The sequence below is a fragment of the Vibrio sp. 10N.286.46.A8 genome (assembly GCF_041470165.1).
In the GTDB taxonomy this organism is placed as follows: Bacteria; Pseudomonadota; Gammaproteobacteria; order Enterobacterales; family Vibrionaceae; genus Vibrio; species Vibrio tasmaniensis_A.
In genome coordinates this window covers 19,949-36,977 of sequence record NZ_JBFRLX010000124.1, presented here as the reverse complement: position 1 = coordinate 36,977, position 17,029 = coordinate 19,949, and the positions used below count along the sequence as shown (strand labels likewise).

General features: G+C 42.8%; 14 protein-coding genes. 4 read left to right on the top strand and 10 right to left on the bottom strand.

What is annotated here, in order from left to right:
• Positions 1–1,167 (top strand): enoyl-ACP reductase FabV (gene fabV / locus AB4232_RS13230; protein WP_372087297.1); only part of this gene is annotated, 1,167 nt, incomplete at its 5' end.
• A 175-nt stretch (positions 1,168–1,342) separates the two neighbouring features.
• Here fabV and AB4232_RS13225 read toward each other — a convergent pair.
• Together AB4232_RS13225 and AB4232_RS13220 are read right to left on the bottom strand one after the other, a co-directional pair.
• Positions 1,343–3,025 (bottom strand): aspartate:alanine antiporter, encoded by a 1,683-nt coding sequence (locus AB4232_RS13225; protein ID WP_012604238.1) that lies wholly within the window; start codon positions 3,023–3,025, stop codon positions 1,343–1,345.
• A gap of 248 nt (positions 3,026–3,273) precedes the next feature.
• A complete protein-coding gene (locus AB4232_RS13220) occupies positions 3,274–3,537 on the bottom strand; it encodes a GrxA family glutaredoxin (protein ID WP_009847069.1) in 264 nt (87 codons plus the stop codon).
• Positions 3,538–4,062: 525 nt separating this feature from the next.
• Here AB4232_RS13220 and AB4232_RS13215 point away from each other — a divergent pair.
• Positions 4,063–5,355, top strand: coding sequence for an iron-containing alcohol dehydrogenase (locus AB4232_RS13215; protein ID WP_372087296.1), 1,293 nt, complete (start codon positions 4,063–4,065; stop codon positions 5,353–5,355).
• A 140-nt stretch (positions 5,356–5,495) separates the two neighbouring features.
• On the opposite strand, the gene AB4232_RS13210 is transcribed toward AB4232_RS13215, so the two are convergent.
• The 5 genes from AB4232_RS13210 to AB4232_RS13190 form a co-directional block, all read right to left on the bottom strand.
• Positions 5,496–6,350 carry a MurR/RpiR family transcriptional regulator gene (locus AB4232_RS13210; RefSeq protein WP_004734686.1) on the bottom strand — a complete coding sequence of 285 codons (855 nt, stop codon included), beginning with the start codon at positions 6,348–6,350 and terminating at the stop codon, positions 5,496–5,498.
• Positions 6,351–6,709: 359 nt separating this feature from the next.
• Positions 6,710–8,353 (bottom strand): pyridoxal-dependent aspartate 1-decarboxylase PanP, encoded by a 1,644-nt coding sequence (gene panP, locus AB4232_RS13205; RefSeq protein WP_017101464.1) that lies wholly within the window; start codon positions 8,351–8,353, stop codon positions 6,710–6,712.
• A gap of 118 nt (positions 8,354–8,471) precedes the next feature.
• Entirely contained in the window at positions 8,472–8,999 is a 528-nt protein-coding gene (locus AB4232_RS13200) for a hypothetical protein (RefSeq protein WP_009847065.1), read from the bottom strand.
• A 174-nt stretch (positions 9,000–9,173) separates the two neighbouring features.
• Positions 9,174–10,079 (bottom strand): lysine exporter LysO family protein, encoded by a 906-nt coding sequence (locus AB4232_RS13195; protein WP_372087295.1) that lies wholly within the window; start codon positions 10,077–10,079, stop codon positions 9,174–9,176.
• Positions 10,080–10,133: 54 nt separating this feature from the next.
• Positions 10,134–11,054 carry an HDOD domain-containing protein gene (locus AB4232_RS13190; RefSeq protein ID WP_017096721.1) on the bottom strand — a complete coding sequence of 307 codons (921 nt, stop codon included), beginning with the start codon at positions 11,052–11,054 and terminating at the stop codon, positions 10,134–10,136.
• 355 nt (positions 11,055–11,409) lie between these two features.
• On the opposite strand from AB4232_RS13190, the gene AB4232_RS13185 reads away from it, so the two are divergent.
• Complete coding sequence (locus tag AB4232_RS13185; protein WP_009847061.1) at positions 11,410–11,991, top strand: TfoX/Sxy family DNA transformation protein; 582 nt, start codon at positions 11,410–11,412, stop codon at positions 11,989–11,991.
• A 125-nt stretch (positions 11,992–12,116) separates the two neighbouring features.
• On the opposite strand, the gene AB4232_RS13180 is transcribed toward AB4232_RS13185, so the two are convergent.
• The 3 genes from AB4232_RS13180 to AB4232_RS13170 form a co-directional block, all read right to left on the bottom strand.
• Positions 12,117–12,671, bottom strand: a complete 555-nt coding sequence (locus tag AB4232_RS13180; protein WP_009847060.1) for a hypothetical protein — start codon at positions 12,669–12,671, stop codon at positions 12,117–12,119.
• A gap of 359 nt (positions 12,672–13,030) precedes the next feature.
• Positions 13,031–13,528, bottom strand: coding sequence for a response regulator (locus AB4232_RS13175; protein ID WP_135383047.1), 498 nt, complete (start codon positions 13,526–13,528; stop codon positions 13,031–13,033).
• A complete protein-coding gene (locus AB4232_RS13170; protein ID WP_135383048.1) occupies positions 13,521–15,464 on the bottom strand; it encodes an ATP-binding protein in 1,944 nt (647 codons plus the stop codon). Before AB4232_RS13170 ends, AB4232_RS13175 begins: the two co-directional genes overlap by 8 nt.
• 183 nt (positions 15,465–15,647) lie before the next feature.
• Here AB4232_RS13170 and AB4232_RS13165 point away from each other — a divergent pair, with 183 nt between their 5' ends.
• Positions 15,648–16,910 (top strand): DUF945 family protein, encoded by a 1,263-nt coding sequence (locus tag AB4232_RS13165; RefSeq protein WP_102249848.1) that lies wholly within the window; start codon positions 15,648–15,650, stop codon positions 16,908–16,910.
• The last annotated feature ends 119 nt before the right edge of the window (positions 16,911–17,029 follow it).

Sequence of the window (17,029 nt, the reverse complement as noted above, 5' to 3'; positions counted from 1 at the left end):
ACTACAACACATCCAGTCGGTTGTGAAGCTAATGTAAAAGAACAAATTGCTTACACAAAAGCTCAAGGCCCAATCGCAAATGCACCTAAACGTGTACTCGTTGTTGGCTCTTCAAGTGGCTACGGCTTGTCTTCACGTATTGCGGCTGCATTTGGTGGCGGCGCTTCAACTATCGGTGTTTTCTTCGAGAAAGCCGGTACTGAGAAAAAGCCGGGCACAGCTGGTTTTTACAACTCAGCAGCGTTCGATAAGCTAGCTAAAGAAGAAGGCCTGTATTCAAAAAGCCTTAACGGCGATGCTTTCTCTAACGAAGCTAAACAGAAAACAATTGACCTGATCAAAGAAGATCTAGGTCAAATCGATATGGTTGTGTACTCACTGGCATCTCCAGTGCGTAAAATGCCAGAGACTGGCGAAGTGATTCGTTCATCTCTTAAACCTATCGGTGAGACTTACACATCTACAGCGGTAGATACAAACAAAGATGCGATCATCGAAGCAAGCGTTGAGCCTGCTACTGAAGAAGAGATCAAAGACACTGTTACTGTAATGGGCGGTGAAGATTGGGAACTTTGGATCAACGCACTTTCTGAAGCGGGTGTTCTAGCTGACGGTTGTAAGACTGTTGCTTACAGCTACATCGGTACTGAGCTAACGTGGCCAATCTACTGGGATGGCGCGCTAGGTAAAGCTAAGATGGATCTAGACCGTGCAGCGTCAGCGCTTAACGAGAAACTAGGCCAAACTGGTGGTACTGCGAACGTTGCTGTTCTTAAGTCAGTTGTGACTCAAGCAAGCTCTGCTATTCCTGTTATGCCTCTTTACATCGCTATGGTGTTCAAGAAGATGCGTGAAGAAGGCATTCACGAAGGTTGTATGGAACAGATCTTCCGTATGTTCAGCCAACGTTTATACAAAGCAGATGGCAGTGCAGCAGAAGTTGATGAAGTGAACCGTCTACGTCTAGACGACCTAGAACTTCGTGATGACATTCAAGAGCATTGTCGTAACCTATGGCCTCAAATCACAACTGAAAACTTAAAAGAACTGACTGACTACGTTGAGTACAAAGAAGAGTTCTTGAAGTTGTTCGGTTTCGGTGTTGACGGTGTTGATTACGAAGCTGATGTAGAGACAGCTGTTGAATTTGATGTAGCTGACATCTAATTCACAAATCAAATAAACGAAATAGGCGCTCATTGAGCGCCTATTTTTTTTGTCTATAGTTTGAGGAAAGTAGTATAGAGGTGTGGAATGAGAAAAGAGATTAAGTAATAAAAAATGCACTAACTCAACGATGAATTAGTGCATTTAAAATATCTAATCTATAACGCTGAATAAACTAGCTAATGATAATGATAAAGGTACCCGCTAAGGTCATCAATATATTGGCTATCGCGTACGTACCCGCGTACCCCAGAGCTGGGATAGTTGAACGAGCGTGGTCATTCACTATGTCCATCGCCGGAGCACAAGTTCGTGCGCCAATGATGGCTCCAAAAAGAAGAGCTCGGTTCATCTTCAGTGCGTAAGCGCCGACTAGGTAAGCGAAGAATACCGGCAGTACACTCACGATAAGTGCTATCCCGATAACTTGCGGACCCACTTGGGTCAAATGCTCAAATATCTTACCACCAGCGCTCAAGCCGATACCGACCATAAAGAACATCAAACCGAGATCTTTGACCATATTCAACGCCCCTTGAGGAACGTAACCGAAGGTAGGGTGGTTCGCTCGTAAGAAGCCAAGCATGATGCCCGATAGAAGAAGACCAACTGCATTACCTAAACCAAATGAGACTTGGCCGAATGTCATGGTGATCAAACCAAACAAAATACCCAGAATGAAGAAGCTACAGAAAGCCGTCAAATCGGCCATTTGGCTGTGAATCGAGATGAAACCAATTTTTTCTGCAAGGCCGTGAACACGGCTCTTTTCACCACTCACCTGCAGTACATCACCTTTAGAAAGTACGATGTTTAAGTCCATCGGCATTTCAATTTGAGCTCTTACTACGCGGTTAAGGAAACAGCCGTATTCCGATAAGTTTAAGTCAGATAAACGCTTACCCGCGATGTTGTCGCTTTTAACGACGATCTCTTCTTCAACGATTCGTAGATCGAGAAGGTTACGGTCAAAAACTTCTTTACCGTTTCGGAAACTTGGATCAAGACGAGCGTGGCTGTCAGGGAAGCCAACTAATGCGATTTCATCACCTTCTTGCAGAATGGCATCGCCATCAGGGTGGGCAAGAATACCATTACGTCGAATCCGCTCGATGTAGCAACCAGTTTGGCGATAGATGCCAAGCTCACGAAGGTTCTTGCCATCAGTCCAGGTAATTAGCTCTGGTCCCACACGATAAGCTCGGATAATGGGTAAGTAAACCTTACGCTGGCCAGAGGTGCCTAGGCCGCGCTCTTGAGCTATTTGTTCTGCAGAGTCGTGCAGGTTTACTTTCTGAAGCTTTGGAATAAGGCGGGCAAACATAATCATACTGATTAAGCCGACTAAATAAGCCATCGCGTAACCTACAGAGAGGTTTTCTATGACCAGACCCAAGTCCATGTTTCTTGGTACTTCAGCTAAACCTGAATTGAGTGCATCTTGCGCACCAACTAATATTGGTGTTGCAGTTAGTGCTCCCGCCATCATGCCTGCGGAAAGTCCGAAACCAAGACCTAAATATTCGCTGCAAAAATAAGTAAGGGCAATAGCCGTAGAAAGTACAACGAGGCTAAGAATGAGGTAATGCTTACCGTCTCTGAAGAATATACCGAAGAAGTTGGGGCCAGCTTCAATACCTACACAGTAAATGAAGAGCATGAAACCAATCGTGAGAGCGTCGGCGTTAAAGGAAAAGCCAAGATGTCCCATGATAAGAGAAGTAATCAGAACACCGATTGAATTTCCTAGTTGGAGACTACCGAAACGAATTTTACCAATGGCGAGGCCAATAGATAACACAACAAAAATGAGAAGGATGGGGTTTTGTTTTAACAGCAAGACAACGTCGATATTCACAGTGATTGCTCAATAATTAGCGTGAAACACAGGATCAGTTTGAGGAATGAATTGTATCTAAATATAAATAAATTATAAGTGCTATTTTCAATTTTATTCGATATTGACCTTAATCTTACTCCGGTTGAAAAATTGTCATAAAAAAGCCCGCTGCAATGAGCGGGCTTTATATCAATCATACAGTCTAACTATCTTATTTATTAGCTGTTTAAGGCGTTAGCCTCGATTTTCGTTTGAGAAATCCCAGCTTAGTCGAAAAGACCTAGGTTTTCTTTTGCGTATGCTTCAAATTCTGTGCAGCCGCCAATGTGATCTTGGTCGATGAAGATTTGTGGCACTGTGTCTACAGGTTTACCAACGGTCTTCTCTAGGTCAGCTTTGCTGATGCCTTCAGCGTGGATATCAACATAACGGTAGTTGAAGTCATCGCGTTTAGCTTTAAGAGTTTCAGCATGCTCTTTTGCACGAACACAGAATGGACAAGCAGGGCGACCAAAAATAACTACAAACATTTAATTTCTCCTAAATACGGGATGAGGCTCGTTAACTCATTTATGTTAACTATTCTTTTATGAATGCCACTCAAAATTTCTTAAAACCAACTATGCCTCAATGGCATGGGGAAATAAAGATAGAATTGCCTCTTAATACGATAGGTTTTGCCTATCAGCGCAAATATTAATCATAAAAGGCTAGAGTCTTGTTTACTGCCCACTGTCATCGAGAAGTCCCCTCAATATTAGTATGTGAATTCCCCCTAAGATTACAACTTTAGTCGATATTTAGTGCGACAAGTTGCACCTTATCAAAAAAATCAAACGCAGAACGAGGCATCCTTTATCTAGGTATGGAACCATATTCTGTAAGCAGTCTGAAGTAACGATGTTTTAGTGCATTCGTATTTGGGGTGCCGAGATTGTGTTGTAAATACGAAAATCAAATTTCAAATGTAAAATCCAAGACACCAATTTCCAAAAATCAATTTTCTAAAAACCAAGAGTTCGCAGTTTTGTTCGGTCATAGGCGCAGGAGGCACCATGTTTCAATTTATGACATCTACAAAGATCATCTTTGGTGATGGAGCACTCTCCGCTTCATTGTCTCTCTTTAATCAATACGGTTACAGCGTGCTATTGGTGACTGGCAATACATTAGAGCGCACTTCAATAGTCACTGACTATCTCGATGCACAGAGTATGCGCTATCAACACATTGCCGTATCCGGCGAACCTAATATCAAAATGGTTGAAGAGGCGGCTATTTCTGCACGTCGATTTAAGCCAGATATGGTTGTCGCTATGGGGGGCGGTAGCGCCATCGATATGGGCAAAGCGTTAGCCGCGGTTTTACCTAACCAAGGTAGTTTGTATGACTATGTTGAAGTCGTTGGGCGTAATGTCCCTCTTAAAACCAAACCGCTTCCGTTCATTGCGATTCCAACCACAGCGAGTACAGGTGCAGAAGTCACTAAAAACGCGGTACTGAAATCAGGGCAAGACCAAGTAAAAATCAGCCTTAGAAACCCAGACATGCTGGCTGACGTTGCGATTGTTGACCCAACCCTAACTCATGGTACGAATCTGTATTTATCGGGGCGAGGTGCTATGGACGCATTTACCCATCTAATGGAAGCCTATGTGTGCGGTGAACCGAACCCACTGACTGATATGATCTGTGAAGAAGGCTTACGTAAGCTGAGTGGTTCTGTCATTCAGGCGTGTATCTACGATGAACCTCAAGCGCGTTCTGATCTCGCGTTTTCCTCTATGTTAGGGGGAATAGCGATAACTAACGCCAAACTTGGCGCTGCGCATGGTTTGGCTTCTGCGCTGGGTGGCAAAATCTCGGCTCCTCATAGTGTGATAACAGCGCGCTTAGCACCATTTGTGATGTTAGAGAATATAGCTGTTGCGAAAGAACAGCAGAGGAGTGACATCCTAGCGCGTTATCAGCGAATTTCTCAGATAGTGACAGGTAACGTAGAAGCAACAGAAGAAGATGCGATTTCTTGGTTGTCTGAAGTGTTGGATACGCTCAAGCTTCCAACTTTACTGGTATTTGGTGTATGTGAAGCCCAATTTGATGAGGTGTCTGCCGACGCGCTCAAATCGGTGGCGATTAAAGGGAACCCTTTACCGCTGAACCAAGAACGACTCGTACATATTCTGAAGAAGGTTTGCGAGAAGTGCGGTTGTGTAGAAGGGCGTCATGAGGGAGCTTCAATGAATCAAATTGAGCAAGAGCCTGCCGCCGAGTCGAGCTTTACCATTATCAATTCTTATGCGTCCGAGAACAGCGTGGTTGAGAAGGGCAATAGCTGGACTATCTAACAGTCTTCAATCTGCTCTTGGCATAACCAGACACAGCACAAACCCATCACGGCATAACCCATTTAAACAGACAAATAAAAACGGAGCTCTAGGCTCCGTTTTTCAATTGAATTTAATTCTTAAGCTCACATCTTAACAGATTAGAACTGAGAGTACTTTTCGTAACGTGAATCACGAAGCGACTCTTTTACTCGTTTCAGGTTCTCTCGGAAGCCAGAACCACGACGAAGCGTAAAGCCTGTTGCTAACACATCGATAACCGTCATCTGAACAACACGACTTGCCATTGGCATGTAAACGTCAGTGTCTTCCGGTACATCCAATGAGATAGACAGAGAACTCGCTTTATCTAGCGGAGAGTCTTTTGCTGTGATAGCGATAACTGTCGCGCCGTTTTCACGAGCTAAGTTCGCAATCTCTACTTGGCTTTTAGTGCGGCCAGTGTGAGAGATCAGAACAATAACATCGTTATCACTGCAGTTAATGCAGCTCATGCGTTGCATCACGATGTCTTCGAAACAAGTGATTGGGATATTGAAACGAATGAATTTGTTTTGAGCATCTTTGGCTACAGCAGAAGAGGCACCCAGTCCGAAGAACGAAATGCGTTTTGCTTGAGTCAGTAAGTCAACCGCTCGGTTTACTTGCATCGCGTCTAAACTGTTTTTAGCAACATCTAGACAAGCCATAGTTGATTCAAAAATCTTATGCGTGTAAGCATCTGGGCCATCATCTTCTTCAACATTACGGTTCACGTAAGGTGTACCGTTCGCCAAGCTTTGAGCTAGGTGAAGTTTAAAGTCAGGGAAGCCCTTTGTGTCTAAACGACGACAGAAGCGGTTAACTGTAGGCTCACTCACGTCAGCCATTTTCGCTAAGGTAGCAATGCTAGAATGAATTGCAGTTTGAGGGGAAGCCATGATTACTTCGGCTACCTTACGCTCAGACTTGCTGAAATTTTCCAGGTTTTTTTGTATTTTTTCTAATGTATTCATAGTGTTCACAAGGGTATAGAGAACAACTTGCTAGTTAATATCTTTTACCAGGGGGTATGGCTGAAACAAATATAAGAAAATACAAAACCAAACTTATATTCGGTATTGTAAATTCTACTGCATCAAAGAGATATCAATCTAACTAGCACCATAGAGTCAGTATAAACCCAACATACTATTCACTAATACAAAAACACGGCATCAATGCTTAAGAATATGACAAACCTCAACAAAATTTTAGAAAACTACAGAATTGGAAGAGGGTTTGAGCAAAAAGAATGCAAATTGAGTATGAACTGACAGCTAAGTTACATCAAAAAGAAAGAAATTTTCAATTTGATGCAACTAAAATTGAATGGCTAGGCGTTGATTAGCTTAACCAATTTGGTGATTTTACTCATCAAATTGGGTGCTAGTTTAGAGATTTCACGCTGTTCTTCAAGCACTGAAGAGAGAATATCGTTGCCCGTCAGTGGATTTGCTAATACTACACGGAAAACGATGATTGGCTGATGCGCCCATATTTCGGGGTTTAAGCGCGTTCGCGATACGAAAGACTTGCCCGTTTCACGTTGCTTCTTCTGAATAAACTTGGTCAGTTCATTCAGTAGCTCATTCAGTTCAACACGCTCTGGTGCTTTAGCCTTTAGTAGTGCTGCTTTGACTGATTCAGGCACATAGCGATAGGTCAGTAGGCAAAGCTCAGGCTCTGAAACCAGTTCGAAGTCGTTTTGATCTTTAATCAGGTCAGCAAAGTAGCGCGCTTTATTGATGCTCTGGTCGATTAGCAGTTCATACCCAGGGCGACTGATGATGTGCATTGAGGCGTAGACTAACATTGCCATACCTGAACGAGAGCCTTCTAACGTATGGCTACCTAAGTCTTTTGAGCCTTTGCGAAGGATGTATTGAGCGTGATGTTCGATTGCGGTCATCGCATCTGGCTTCTTAAACAAAACCATGCCAGCACCCATAGGGATATAAAGCTGTTTATGTGCATCAATCGTAACTGAATCAGCCAATTCAATACCATCAAGTAGGTGACGATGGTTGTTCGACATTAGAGTCGCACCTCCCCAAGCGGCATCAACATGGAAATGACAATCGGATTCAGCACACACTTCTGCAATGTCTCTTAGAGGGTCGATATTACCGGTTTCGGTTGTACCAGCCACACCAATGACAGCGAAAGGCTTTATCTTATTCTGCTTGAGCTGTTCAATCTTGAGTCTTAGGTCGTCCGTACAAATGCGGTTGTCGTTATCTGTTTTAACAGACACTAGACCTTCTTGACCAATACCAAGGACGTCCGCTGCTTTTTTCAGAGAGTAGTGACCACGTTCAGAAACCAAGATAGCAAGGCCTTCGTAGCCGTAGTGCTTCATGGCTTTAAACAAGCCTTCTTTTTCCACACCTTTGAACGAACCTTGTGCTTTTAGCGCGTTGTTACGTGCAACCCAAAGCGCTGTTATGTTCGCGATGGTACCGCCAGAACAAAACGCTCCTAAAGAGTGGTTGGCACTGTGCATCCAGCGAGAATAAAACTGGTCGCTATCCTGATATATCAGGCGATGTAACATACCCAGAACTTGACGTTCTAGGGGAGTGAAAGCTTTTGAGGTCTCGATTTTTACTAGATTCTGATTTAGCGCAATCATGATTTTAGACAGCGGCATCAGGAAATAGGGTAGCGCAGACGTCATGTGACCAATAAAACTTGGCGACGACGTATGTACAGAATGAGATACAAGAGAATCGAGGAGATGCTCGGTATGTTCTGAAACAAACTCAGGCTGCTCTGGGATATGAGCATTCGAAAAATCTTTCTCAATCTCACGTAATGGCTTTTCTTCAGCCACAATGTGTTCTCGTAAGAATTGATTCAGGTTTCGTGAAAGTTTGTCTTCGATTTGAGTGAGTGTTGAGTCTGGGCCTTCTGGTACTGTAAAGATACGTAGAAGACTGTCAAAGCTAACATCTGCTGTTTTTTGTTCCGTAACCATAGCAAGCGAGTTATTTTTCTTATATTGACGCGAGCGGGATAATCTAAACGAAAACGGGAACAATGTCCCGTCTTAATTGTGAAATCCAACTTCCCATAAAAGCATAGTAAATTAAGGGTTATTTACACTTAATCGCTTCTAGTTTGGCGATCGACTGGTTGTAACGCTGCAGTGCTGTATCGATTTGCTTAGGGTGACTAAGCAGCTCAGCAAAGGCGGAACGTAGCTCGTAGTTTTGAGCGTGAGGTGTTGATTGGCGGTCGTCGAACGTTGTTTTCGCAATTCTACCAAGTTCATCATCACGTGTTGATAACGTCTTAATGTCGTGTTGTTCCAGTTGCAGCCAGCCTTCTACCGGTTGCTCTGTTGCCACTTTGCTTGAATCGTTCACAAGGTAGTAGTTTACCGCAGCGCGATTAAGCTCGAAGTGGTGCTTACGACCTTCTAGGAACCACTCGCTTACTTCTGTCAATTCTGGGTATTGCTCAGAAGTTAATGTAGCGAGGTCAGCATACCAACCTAAAGAGGCGTCGATGTACGCATCATATTTTTTTGCTTGGCACTGATTTGTCTCAGACATTGAATCTGCTGCAAAAGAGAAAGTCGAAGTTGAAGCTAGCAGTAATGCGACGCAAAGGCGTTTCATAGCGGTTCCTTTTGTAAGTTTATTCTTTTTATAACGTTGTCGTTACAGATTACCGTGATCATTATTTGTTGAGCAATGACACTTAGTGTCTTTTTATTTCGGTAACTGTATCGGTGTCTTGGGCATCGGTATTCGAGTTGCATTCTAATCTAAAACAAACGCTATTCCTGCGATCTAGTTAGCAAGAGATACAAAGAACAACATCAAAATCGGGACAAGCAAGCTGAGGATAAAGCCACTGACTATGGCGACTGGCACGCACCGAACACCACCTGTGGTTTGAATGACAGGTAATGTGAAATCCATCGCTGTTGCGCCTGCATAACCAATCGATGTGCATGGGTAGCTCCGGATCAGCACAGGAATAAGTACCAAAGCAACTAACTCTCTTAACAACTCAAGCATGAAAGAAGCGCCGCCATAAATAGGACCAAAGGCATCGCCCATCAAGATACCGGCTAAAGAATACCAGCCAAACCCTGAAGACATTGCCAAGGCTTTGAACAAAGGGATATCAAGGATATAAGCCGCAATAATACCACCAAGCATTGAGGTGGCGATGATTGCGATTGCGATTACCATACCGTGCTTGTTGAGTAAGATTTGACGAAGTGTTAGTCCGCTATTGCGTAACTGAATGCCAATAAAGAACAGTAGAACAAACAGAATCCATTCACTCGCGGTATCAACCCAATCAAGGCCAATAGGCAGAACTAAACCCGCAATAAGGCCGGAACCGACCACTAATATGAGTTTGGCAGACTCCATCGCCATAGAAGACAGGGGGAGTTTCTTATTACAGCTGTCTGTCTGGAGTGGCAGTAACTTATCAATAGCAGGTAGCGCCATTAGATTACAAACGCTTAAGCAGACGAAGAAAGTGGCCGTGTATAGAAGAATTGTCTGCAGGTTACTGCCTAGGTTATCGAGTGCGGCTAAGCTAAGTCCCATTAACGCGAGAATCACGTAGATCAACCGCGAAGTAGAGCGGTTGATAAATTCTAGCGTCTGAGCGTTCGAAATTGAAAAAAGATACCCCACGACGAGTGGCGCAAATATAAAGATCATCCCTGTAAACATGCTTTCCCCATTGCATTGACTTCATATTGCATTTACTAGCAATTTAACAGTAACTTAGAAGCCGCTAGTATTGATCACGTCACTTAGCTTTGCATTAAAATCCTGTTTGCTCAAGTTGCTTAATTTATAAAGTACTTCCGCTCCTGTCACGTTTAGTTCTACTTCGTGCTCATCAATGTTCTCATCCTTGTTTCTAAACATCAGTAGGTGGTTAGCTATTCGCGCAATATCAAGGTAAGACACCTCGCGCTCTTCGTGATTATTAATGGTGTTGCTGCACACATCGATAAAGTCGCTGTCGAAACCCCAGCGTCTAAGGACCAACTTACTGGTTGCTGAACATTGGCCTTGGAATATTTGCAGTGCGATGTCGTGATCTAAATAGTTCCCGTTGTCTAGGTAGAGGTGATATTCACTAACCAAACAGAACAAGCCAATGTCTGCAAGTAACCCAACAAGTAGTGACTTTTCATGCTCTAGATAACGGTATTCGGTAGGGGATAGTTCTTTAAATAGGTTGGTGACTAACACCATAGTTGCGGCGAGTTCTTTTGATACAGAAGCGCTCTGAACCAATAGCTCGTTGCACTCTTTACTCAAATTGACGGAATGTTTAAGTTGTTCAATAGCCTGAGCCGTGACAATGTCACGCACTCTCAATATACCAAGACGCGATACGGCCGTCATAACATCGACACAAGTAATATTGCGTCTGTTGAAGACAACTGAGTTAGCAACTCTGATCACGATTGCTGTCAGCCCTGGGTCTTCAAGTAAGCACTCGGCAACTTCGGCGACGCCTGTTGGTTCAAGAGTACATAGCTTTTGAATTTTAAGTACAACCTCAGGAATCGGAGGAAGAGTTATTTTTCCCGCTGAGATGGAATGTCCAACAAGTTGGGCAAACTCGGATTCTAGGCCCTTAAGGAGAAGAGCTTTATTTTGTGGTAGCCAGAAAAATGATAAATGATTCATATTAAGAGTAAGAACATGTATGTCGTACCATTTTACAAGCCGCGATGCTGCGAGGCAATACTCATCGAACCACATAAGCTTTGATAACTTGAACGGGGGTATCACTAAGAATTAAATTCTTGGCGTGATTTGATAGTTTAATGTGATGTAAATCATTAAAAGCAAGGATATTCAACTGATTGATGTGAACTGCGCCCTGACTTATTTTTCTTTTCGAAGTATCATTTATTTCAAAGGTGACAAACGAAACCATAATATTCACCTAAACATTAAATAGATTTAAAATTTTTCGCATAAAAAGCTGCTTGTCTGGCGATCAACCTAATCGGGGTAATTTGATTAAGGATCAACGGATATGACCGAGACAGCATTTATTAATTACGTGAATCAATTTGGTGAACATCAAAAGCGCTCTATGTTTGGAGGTATTGGCCTCTTTCAAAATGACGCTATGTTCGCTTTGTTGAGTGAAGATTGTGTATTCATTCGAGGTGGGAAGTTATTAGATAAAAAGCTGACGGGGCTTGATTGTGAAAAGTATCGTCACGTAAAAAAGCAGACGACAGCAACCGTGAATTACTACGACATCACGGATCTCTTTACGTCTGAGCATCCTGAATTGGATAGTATTATTCGTACTTCAATCGATAATTCAATTCAGCAGCGTAGCTTCAAAAAATCATCTGCGAGCCGTAGATTAAGGGATTTGCCTAACATGCAACTGACGTTAGAACGCATGGTTAAAAAGGCTGGAGTGGATGATGTTTCAATGTTTATGCAGTTGGGTGCATCTGAAGTGTTTAATAAGGTTCGCGAAGCGTACGGAAACGATGTTGACCTAAAATTACTTTGGAAGTTTGCGGGTGCAATTGATGGTATTCACTGGAAACTATTACAAGAGCCACGCAAGCAGCAATTATTAAAGAGCTGCCACTAAAGATATCGCCTGTATATGCATAAGATTACTGTTTATATATAAAAACCGAGGGATTTCCTCGGTTTTTTGTTTCTATCTAGCCCGTTTTAAAGGCTAAGCTCTTATTAAGAGCTTTCTCGTTTTACTTAAAGCTTGAAACGAGTCGTGAACATTAACTGATCACCGTAGAAATCATTGATACGAACTTCTGCACCTAGAGAGAATAGTTCTGTAGAGTGGAAACGAACGTAAGCAGAACCGATCCAATCATCTTTATCATCGATAGAAACGTAACCGCCTTTGCCGCCAACTTCTAGTTGTGGGCCAAGCCATTGACGAACACCAACGTTGAATTCCATACCAACATCAGGAGAGCTTTTCGCTGCTGGTTGAACTATACGAGCTAGCATTTCACCCGTTAGATCTGCCCAGTTGTTAATTGGAGCGTGGAAACCAAGACCTACAGCAGAGTCGTAATCGCCTTCAAATTCTGAATCGATACGCGCTACTGCGTGAGCATTCGGGTGGATTGACTTACTGAACGCACCACCAAATGTAATTGGGCTCGCACCGATACGAGCGTCAAAGTAATCGTAGCTAAAGTTGCTCATTACTTGTGCTTGTTCATTTGGTTGTCCATCGACAGCTAGTGCTTGGCTAGAAGCCAATAGCATAGCGGTAGTAAGTAAAATTTTGCGCATAACGACCGTAAACCTTTATTAGTGTTGATCCCTTTGGTTTGATAAAAAATAGCCAAACCATAAACATTGAGACAGTTTAATCTAACTCGCGGAAAAATAACCCATAAAAATGCAATTCATTTGTCATTTAGCTAAAAAACAAGCAAGTAAAGTACTGCTCTGTTACAGAGATCTCATGTTTTAGGGTTATTTAACAAAATCTAGTATCCATTCACTTGTTATCGATAACTATTAGATACATTTAATTTACTCGCTGTTATACAAAATACACTTAGTGTCAAAGATGCATCGCGACTAACTAATCGCTATTCATCATCTAATCACTATTCAGCAAACAACCTCTATTTACCAACCTATCGCTATTCACTGAAACTAGTTCGCTTGTCCGACATTGATGTCAGTATGCGCTCAGTATCTAAAATGGAAGTCCAGTTTAACAACTGCTTGTCGTTTGCAATGACATAGTCTGTCAGTTGTTGAGTAATCGTGTCTCTAAGTTGATCGCCTTGCCAAGGTTTTGAAATATAAAAATCAAGCGCCGCGTTGTTAATTGCTGTGACGGTATCTTCTAGCCCGGCTTGCCCGGTAAGCAGTAGTTTGCGTGTCGGCATTGTAGAATCGTGCTGGTTAAGTTCGATAAGAAAGTCGATCCCCGTTTTGTCAGGCATGATGTGGTCACACAAGATTAAGGCGAGCTTAATACCTTCCTGTCCCATTTCTTGAACGACTTGCTTAGCTTCATCGACCGATTCGGCACCTTCAACAATAAAGTTGTCTTCAAATGGTGCTAAATCTTGAAGGACACTATTGAGAACTTCAGGTTCATCATCGACACATAAAATTAGGTACTTATTCATGAGGTGCTCCTTCTTGTTTGAATGGAAGCCACACTTGCATGTGTGTATGGCTGCCTACCTCAGACTCCACCAAAATAAAACCTTGATGAGCCGAAACGATTTGTTGAGAAATGGATAACCCAATCCCTAAACCGAAGTTGCCTTCTTTTTTGGTCGTGAAGTTTGGGTTGAAAATAGTGTTGATGTCTTCTTTGGCGATACCGTGTCCAGTGTCCGATATTTGCACTACAAGAAACGTGTCGTCACCTTTAGTTTCTTGAGACGTGGTGATAGAGACTTTGCCTCGCTCTGAAAGAGCATCAAGTGCATTAGAGAGAAGGTTGGTCCACACTTGTTGCAGCGAGAGCGACTGGCACAATAGAAGCGGCAAGTCGGTGTCGTAGTGTTTTTCAAGTTGGTGATGTTTGAGCCTGTTTTCAAAGATCACTAACGTATCTTCAAGCCCTTCGTGGATATCTGTGTAGTGGCGGACCTCTTCATCTTCTCGGGCATAGCTTTTTAGGCTTTTGACCATATCGGCAATACGTTTGCTGCAAACTTGAATTGAGCGGATAGAGTTTCCAACATAGTGATAATGCTCTAAGTCATTGAGCAGCTCTTTGCCTGCGACAGGGGAGTCTTTTAAGGTATCTAAAACCGCGGAGTCTTGGCTCAGGTTCAGTCTTACGGCTTTTTTGGCTAGCGCACGATCATCGATAGTAGAGGTGAGGTGCTTTACGAGTTGTCTTTCTTGAGCCGTTGATAGTGGCTTCGCCATTTTTGAATGTGCTAATACATCCGTCCCTTTATTTGATTCTGGGAGTGCCGAGTTCTCGAGTATTTGATCGAGATGTTCAGACAAGGTTTCAATACTTCTCAGTATGGCTGCAATCGGGTTATTTAACTCATGTGCGACACCTGCCACGAGTTGGCCGAGCATCGCCATCTTCTCTTTCTCGATCAATTGTTGATGTGCAGATTCCAACGATTCTAGCGTTTGCTGAAGCTGGATCTTATTGTTGATGCTTCTTTGTAAGCGTCGGTTAAAGTGACGGAGCAGTAGATTGGTAAATAGCGGTAGCAGAGTGTTGTTTGAATGCATCACCTGAGCAAAGCTATCTTTATCCAGTTTGATGACTTGGGTCTGAGTCAGAGTAATCGCAGTAGAAAACGAAGGCTCACCCGTCACGAATGACATCCCTCCGACAATATTGCCCTTAGAGTGACGCACAACTTCGCGTTGCTGCCCCAGTTCATCTTTTTTATAGAGCGCCGCTTCACCTTCAATAATTAACCAAAGAAAGCGATTATCTTCGCCCTCAACCGTCAGCAGATGCTCTGGTGAATAATCACGAATGGCCTTGGTTTTATCATCTTTTGAAAAGACATCCTGCAGAGCACTGACGACGCGTTCTGCAAGGGCATTGTCAGAAAGCTGGTGGTAATCGTGAATGAAACCCGATTGGAAAGAGTGAATCTTTTGTTCAATGTGCGCTCTGAGTAAGCGCTGTTGATCCAATGCATCGCTGTAAGAGAGCAGGTTTTCTGAGTCGTATTGGATGACAAAAGACGTTAGCTCTTTTTGCGCTGATTTGAATAGAACCTGATCTTGAACTGGCTTGGTTAGACAGTGGTTGAGCCTGCCTTCATTTACAGCGGTTAGAATGGATTGAATGTCTGACGAAGCGCTGACTAATATCGTTCTTGCGGTATTACTATGGGGCAGCTGTTCGAGTTCAATCAGAAATTGCACGCCATTAAATTCAGAATGATGATGAGTGATCACCAAGGCTACGGTTTGGTTGTGATCATGAATATCTTCTAATGCGTGATGCGCGTCTTCTATGTTCTCGGCAGTATAAATATCGAATACAGAAGCCAACGGAGCCAACTCCGAACGTATTCTTTCAATGCTAACCGGATTATTGTCCAAACAGATAACAGCGTATTGATTCACAGCTCAACCTTAATAGTAGCGACGTCTCTAGCCTAGCAAGAACCGCCGAATAAGGATGAGAGCTAGCCGTTAATTTATTGAGGCAATCGAAGTATCGAGCAATAGACTGATTTAACTCAATGTTTCTTGTTTGCTACTGATGGGTTAGACTAAAAAAAACAGACACGTGTAGAAAGAGAACTCATGGAACAGTTAAGAAAAATTGGTGCAATTGGCGGCGCAATCTCATTGGCACTTTGTTGGCCACTAGCGGTTGGCCAAATTGGACAAAATGCCATTACCGATGGTGTTGCAAAGCTTAACAATTCAAGCATTCAAGCGGAGATCGTGGAGTACGATAGAGGTTACTTGTCTTCTAACGTAACTACTCGCCTAACTGTGACCGATGAAAACCTGAAAGAACAACTCGCGATTGATGGGCTGCCGAGTGAGTTTGTCATCAATAGTGCGGTTAGCCACGGTTTGGTGAGCCTGAATGCACTGTCGACGTTTGATAATACTGATATTCTGCCTCTAACTCTGACAACTAGCACTGAGCTAAACGGCAACACTGACTTTAACTTCGAGTTAAGCCAGTTCAATCATCAAGGTTCTGATGAGAATGGTACTTCGGTATCAATCACGAAATCGAATCTGTCTGGCCATGCCACTGTTTTAGGGCAAGTTGATTACGAGCTTTCAATCCCTTCAGTTCAAATTGATTTTGAAACCGGTGAAGAGGTAACACTGTCAAACCTAAAAGGTGTAGGTTCAGGTCAACAAGCGAAAGGCTACTGGTTAGGTTCTCAGAATTTTACTATCGATAGCTTCTTGGTTACAGACTCTGCAATGCAGCCTTTCATGACCATTGAAAACTCTAAGTACGATTTTGAATCACATCTAGATGAAGCGACTAAGCGTCTGCGCAGCAACCTTAAGCTGGATATCGCAAACATCGAGACCAGTGAAGGCCAGTTGAACAACCTAAACGTCGATTTCGAAATGTCGAAATTGGATAGCGAATCGTTTGAGAAAATCTTTGAGATTTACCAATCTAATCCAGTAATGACGCAAGAAGACGTTGCCGAGATCATTCCATTTATCGATATCCTGTTTGCTAAAGGCTTCGACCTTTCAATGAACAATATGTCGTTAGATCTAGGTAAGGGTCAATTCGAATCTAAGTGGTTAGTGAGCGTACCGGAAGGAACCGAAAACATCAGCAGTAATCCTTCGATGATTGTACCTGCATTAAAGGGTAACGTTCACTCTAGCTTCTCAAATGAGCTTGTTGAAGAGTACCCATTCATCCGTGAAGGTATTGATGAATTGCTTGTGATGGAAATGATCAAGGAAACAGAAAGTGGTTATGAAATCAGCGCTGACTTGGAAAATGGAAACCTAGTGTTCGAAAATGGACAAGAAATTCCATTAATCGCTCTACTTATGCCGGTTTTTGTTCAATAAACAGAACAGGCTTGAATACTGATAGGGTGATTTAGCAGGTTCAGCTTAAACATTTTATACGGTACAAAACAAAAGAGGTCTTAAGACCTCTTTTGTTGTTTTTATGTTGGGTAAAACAT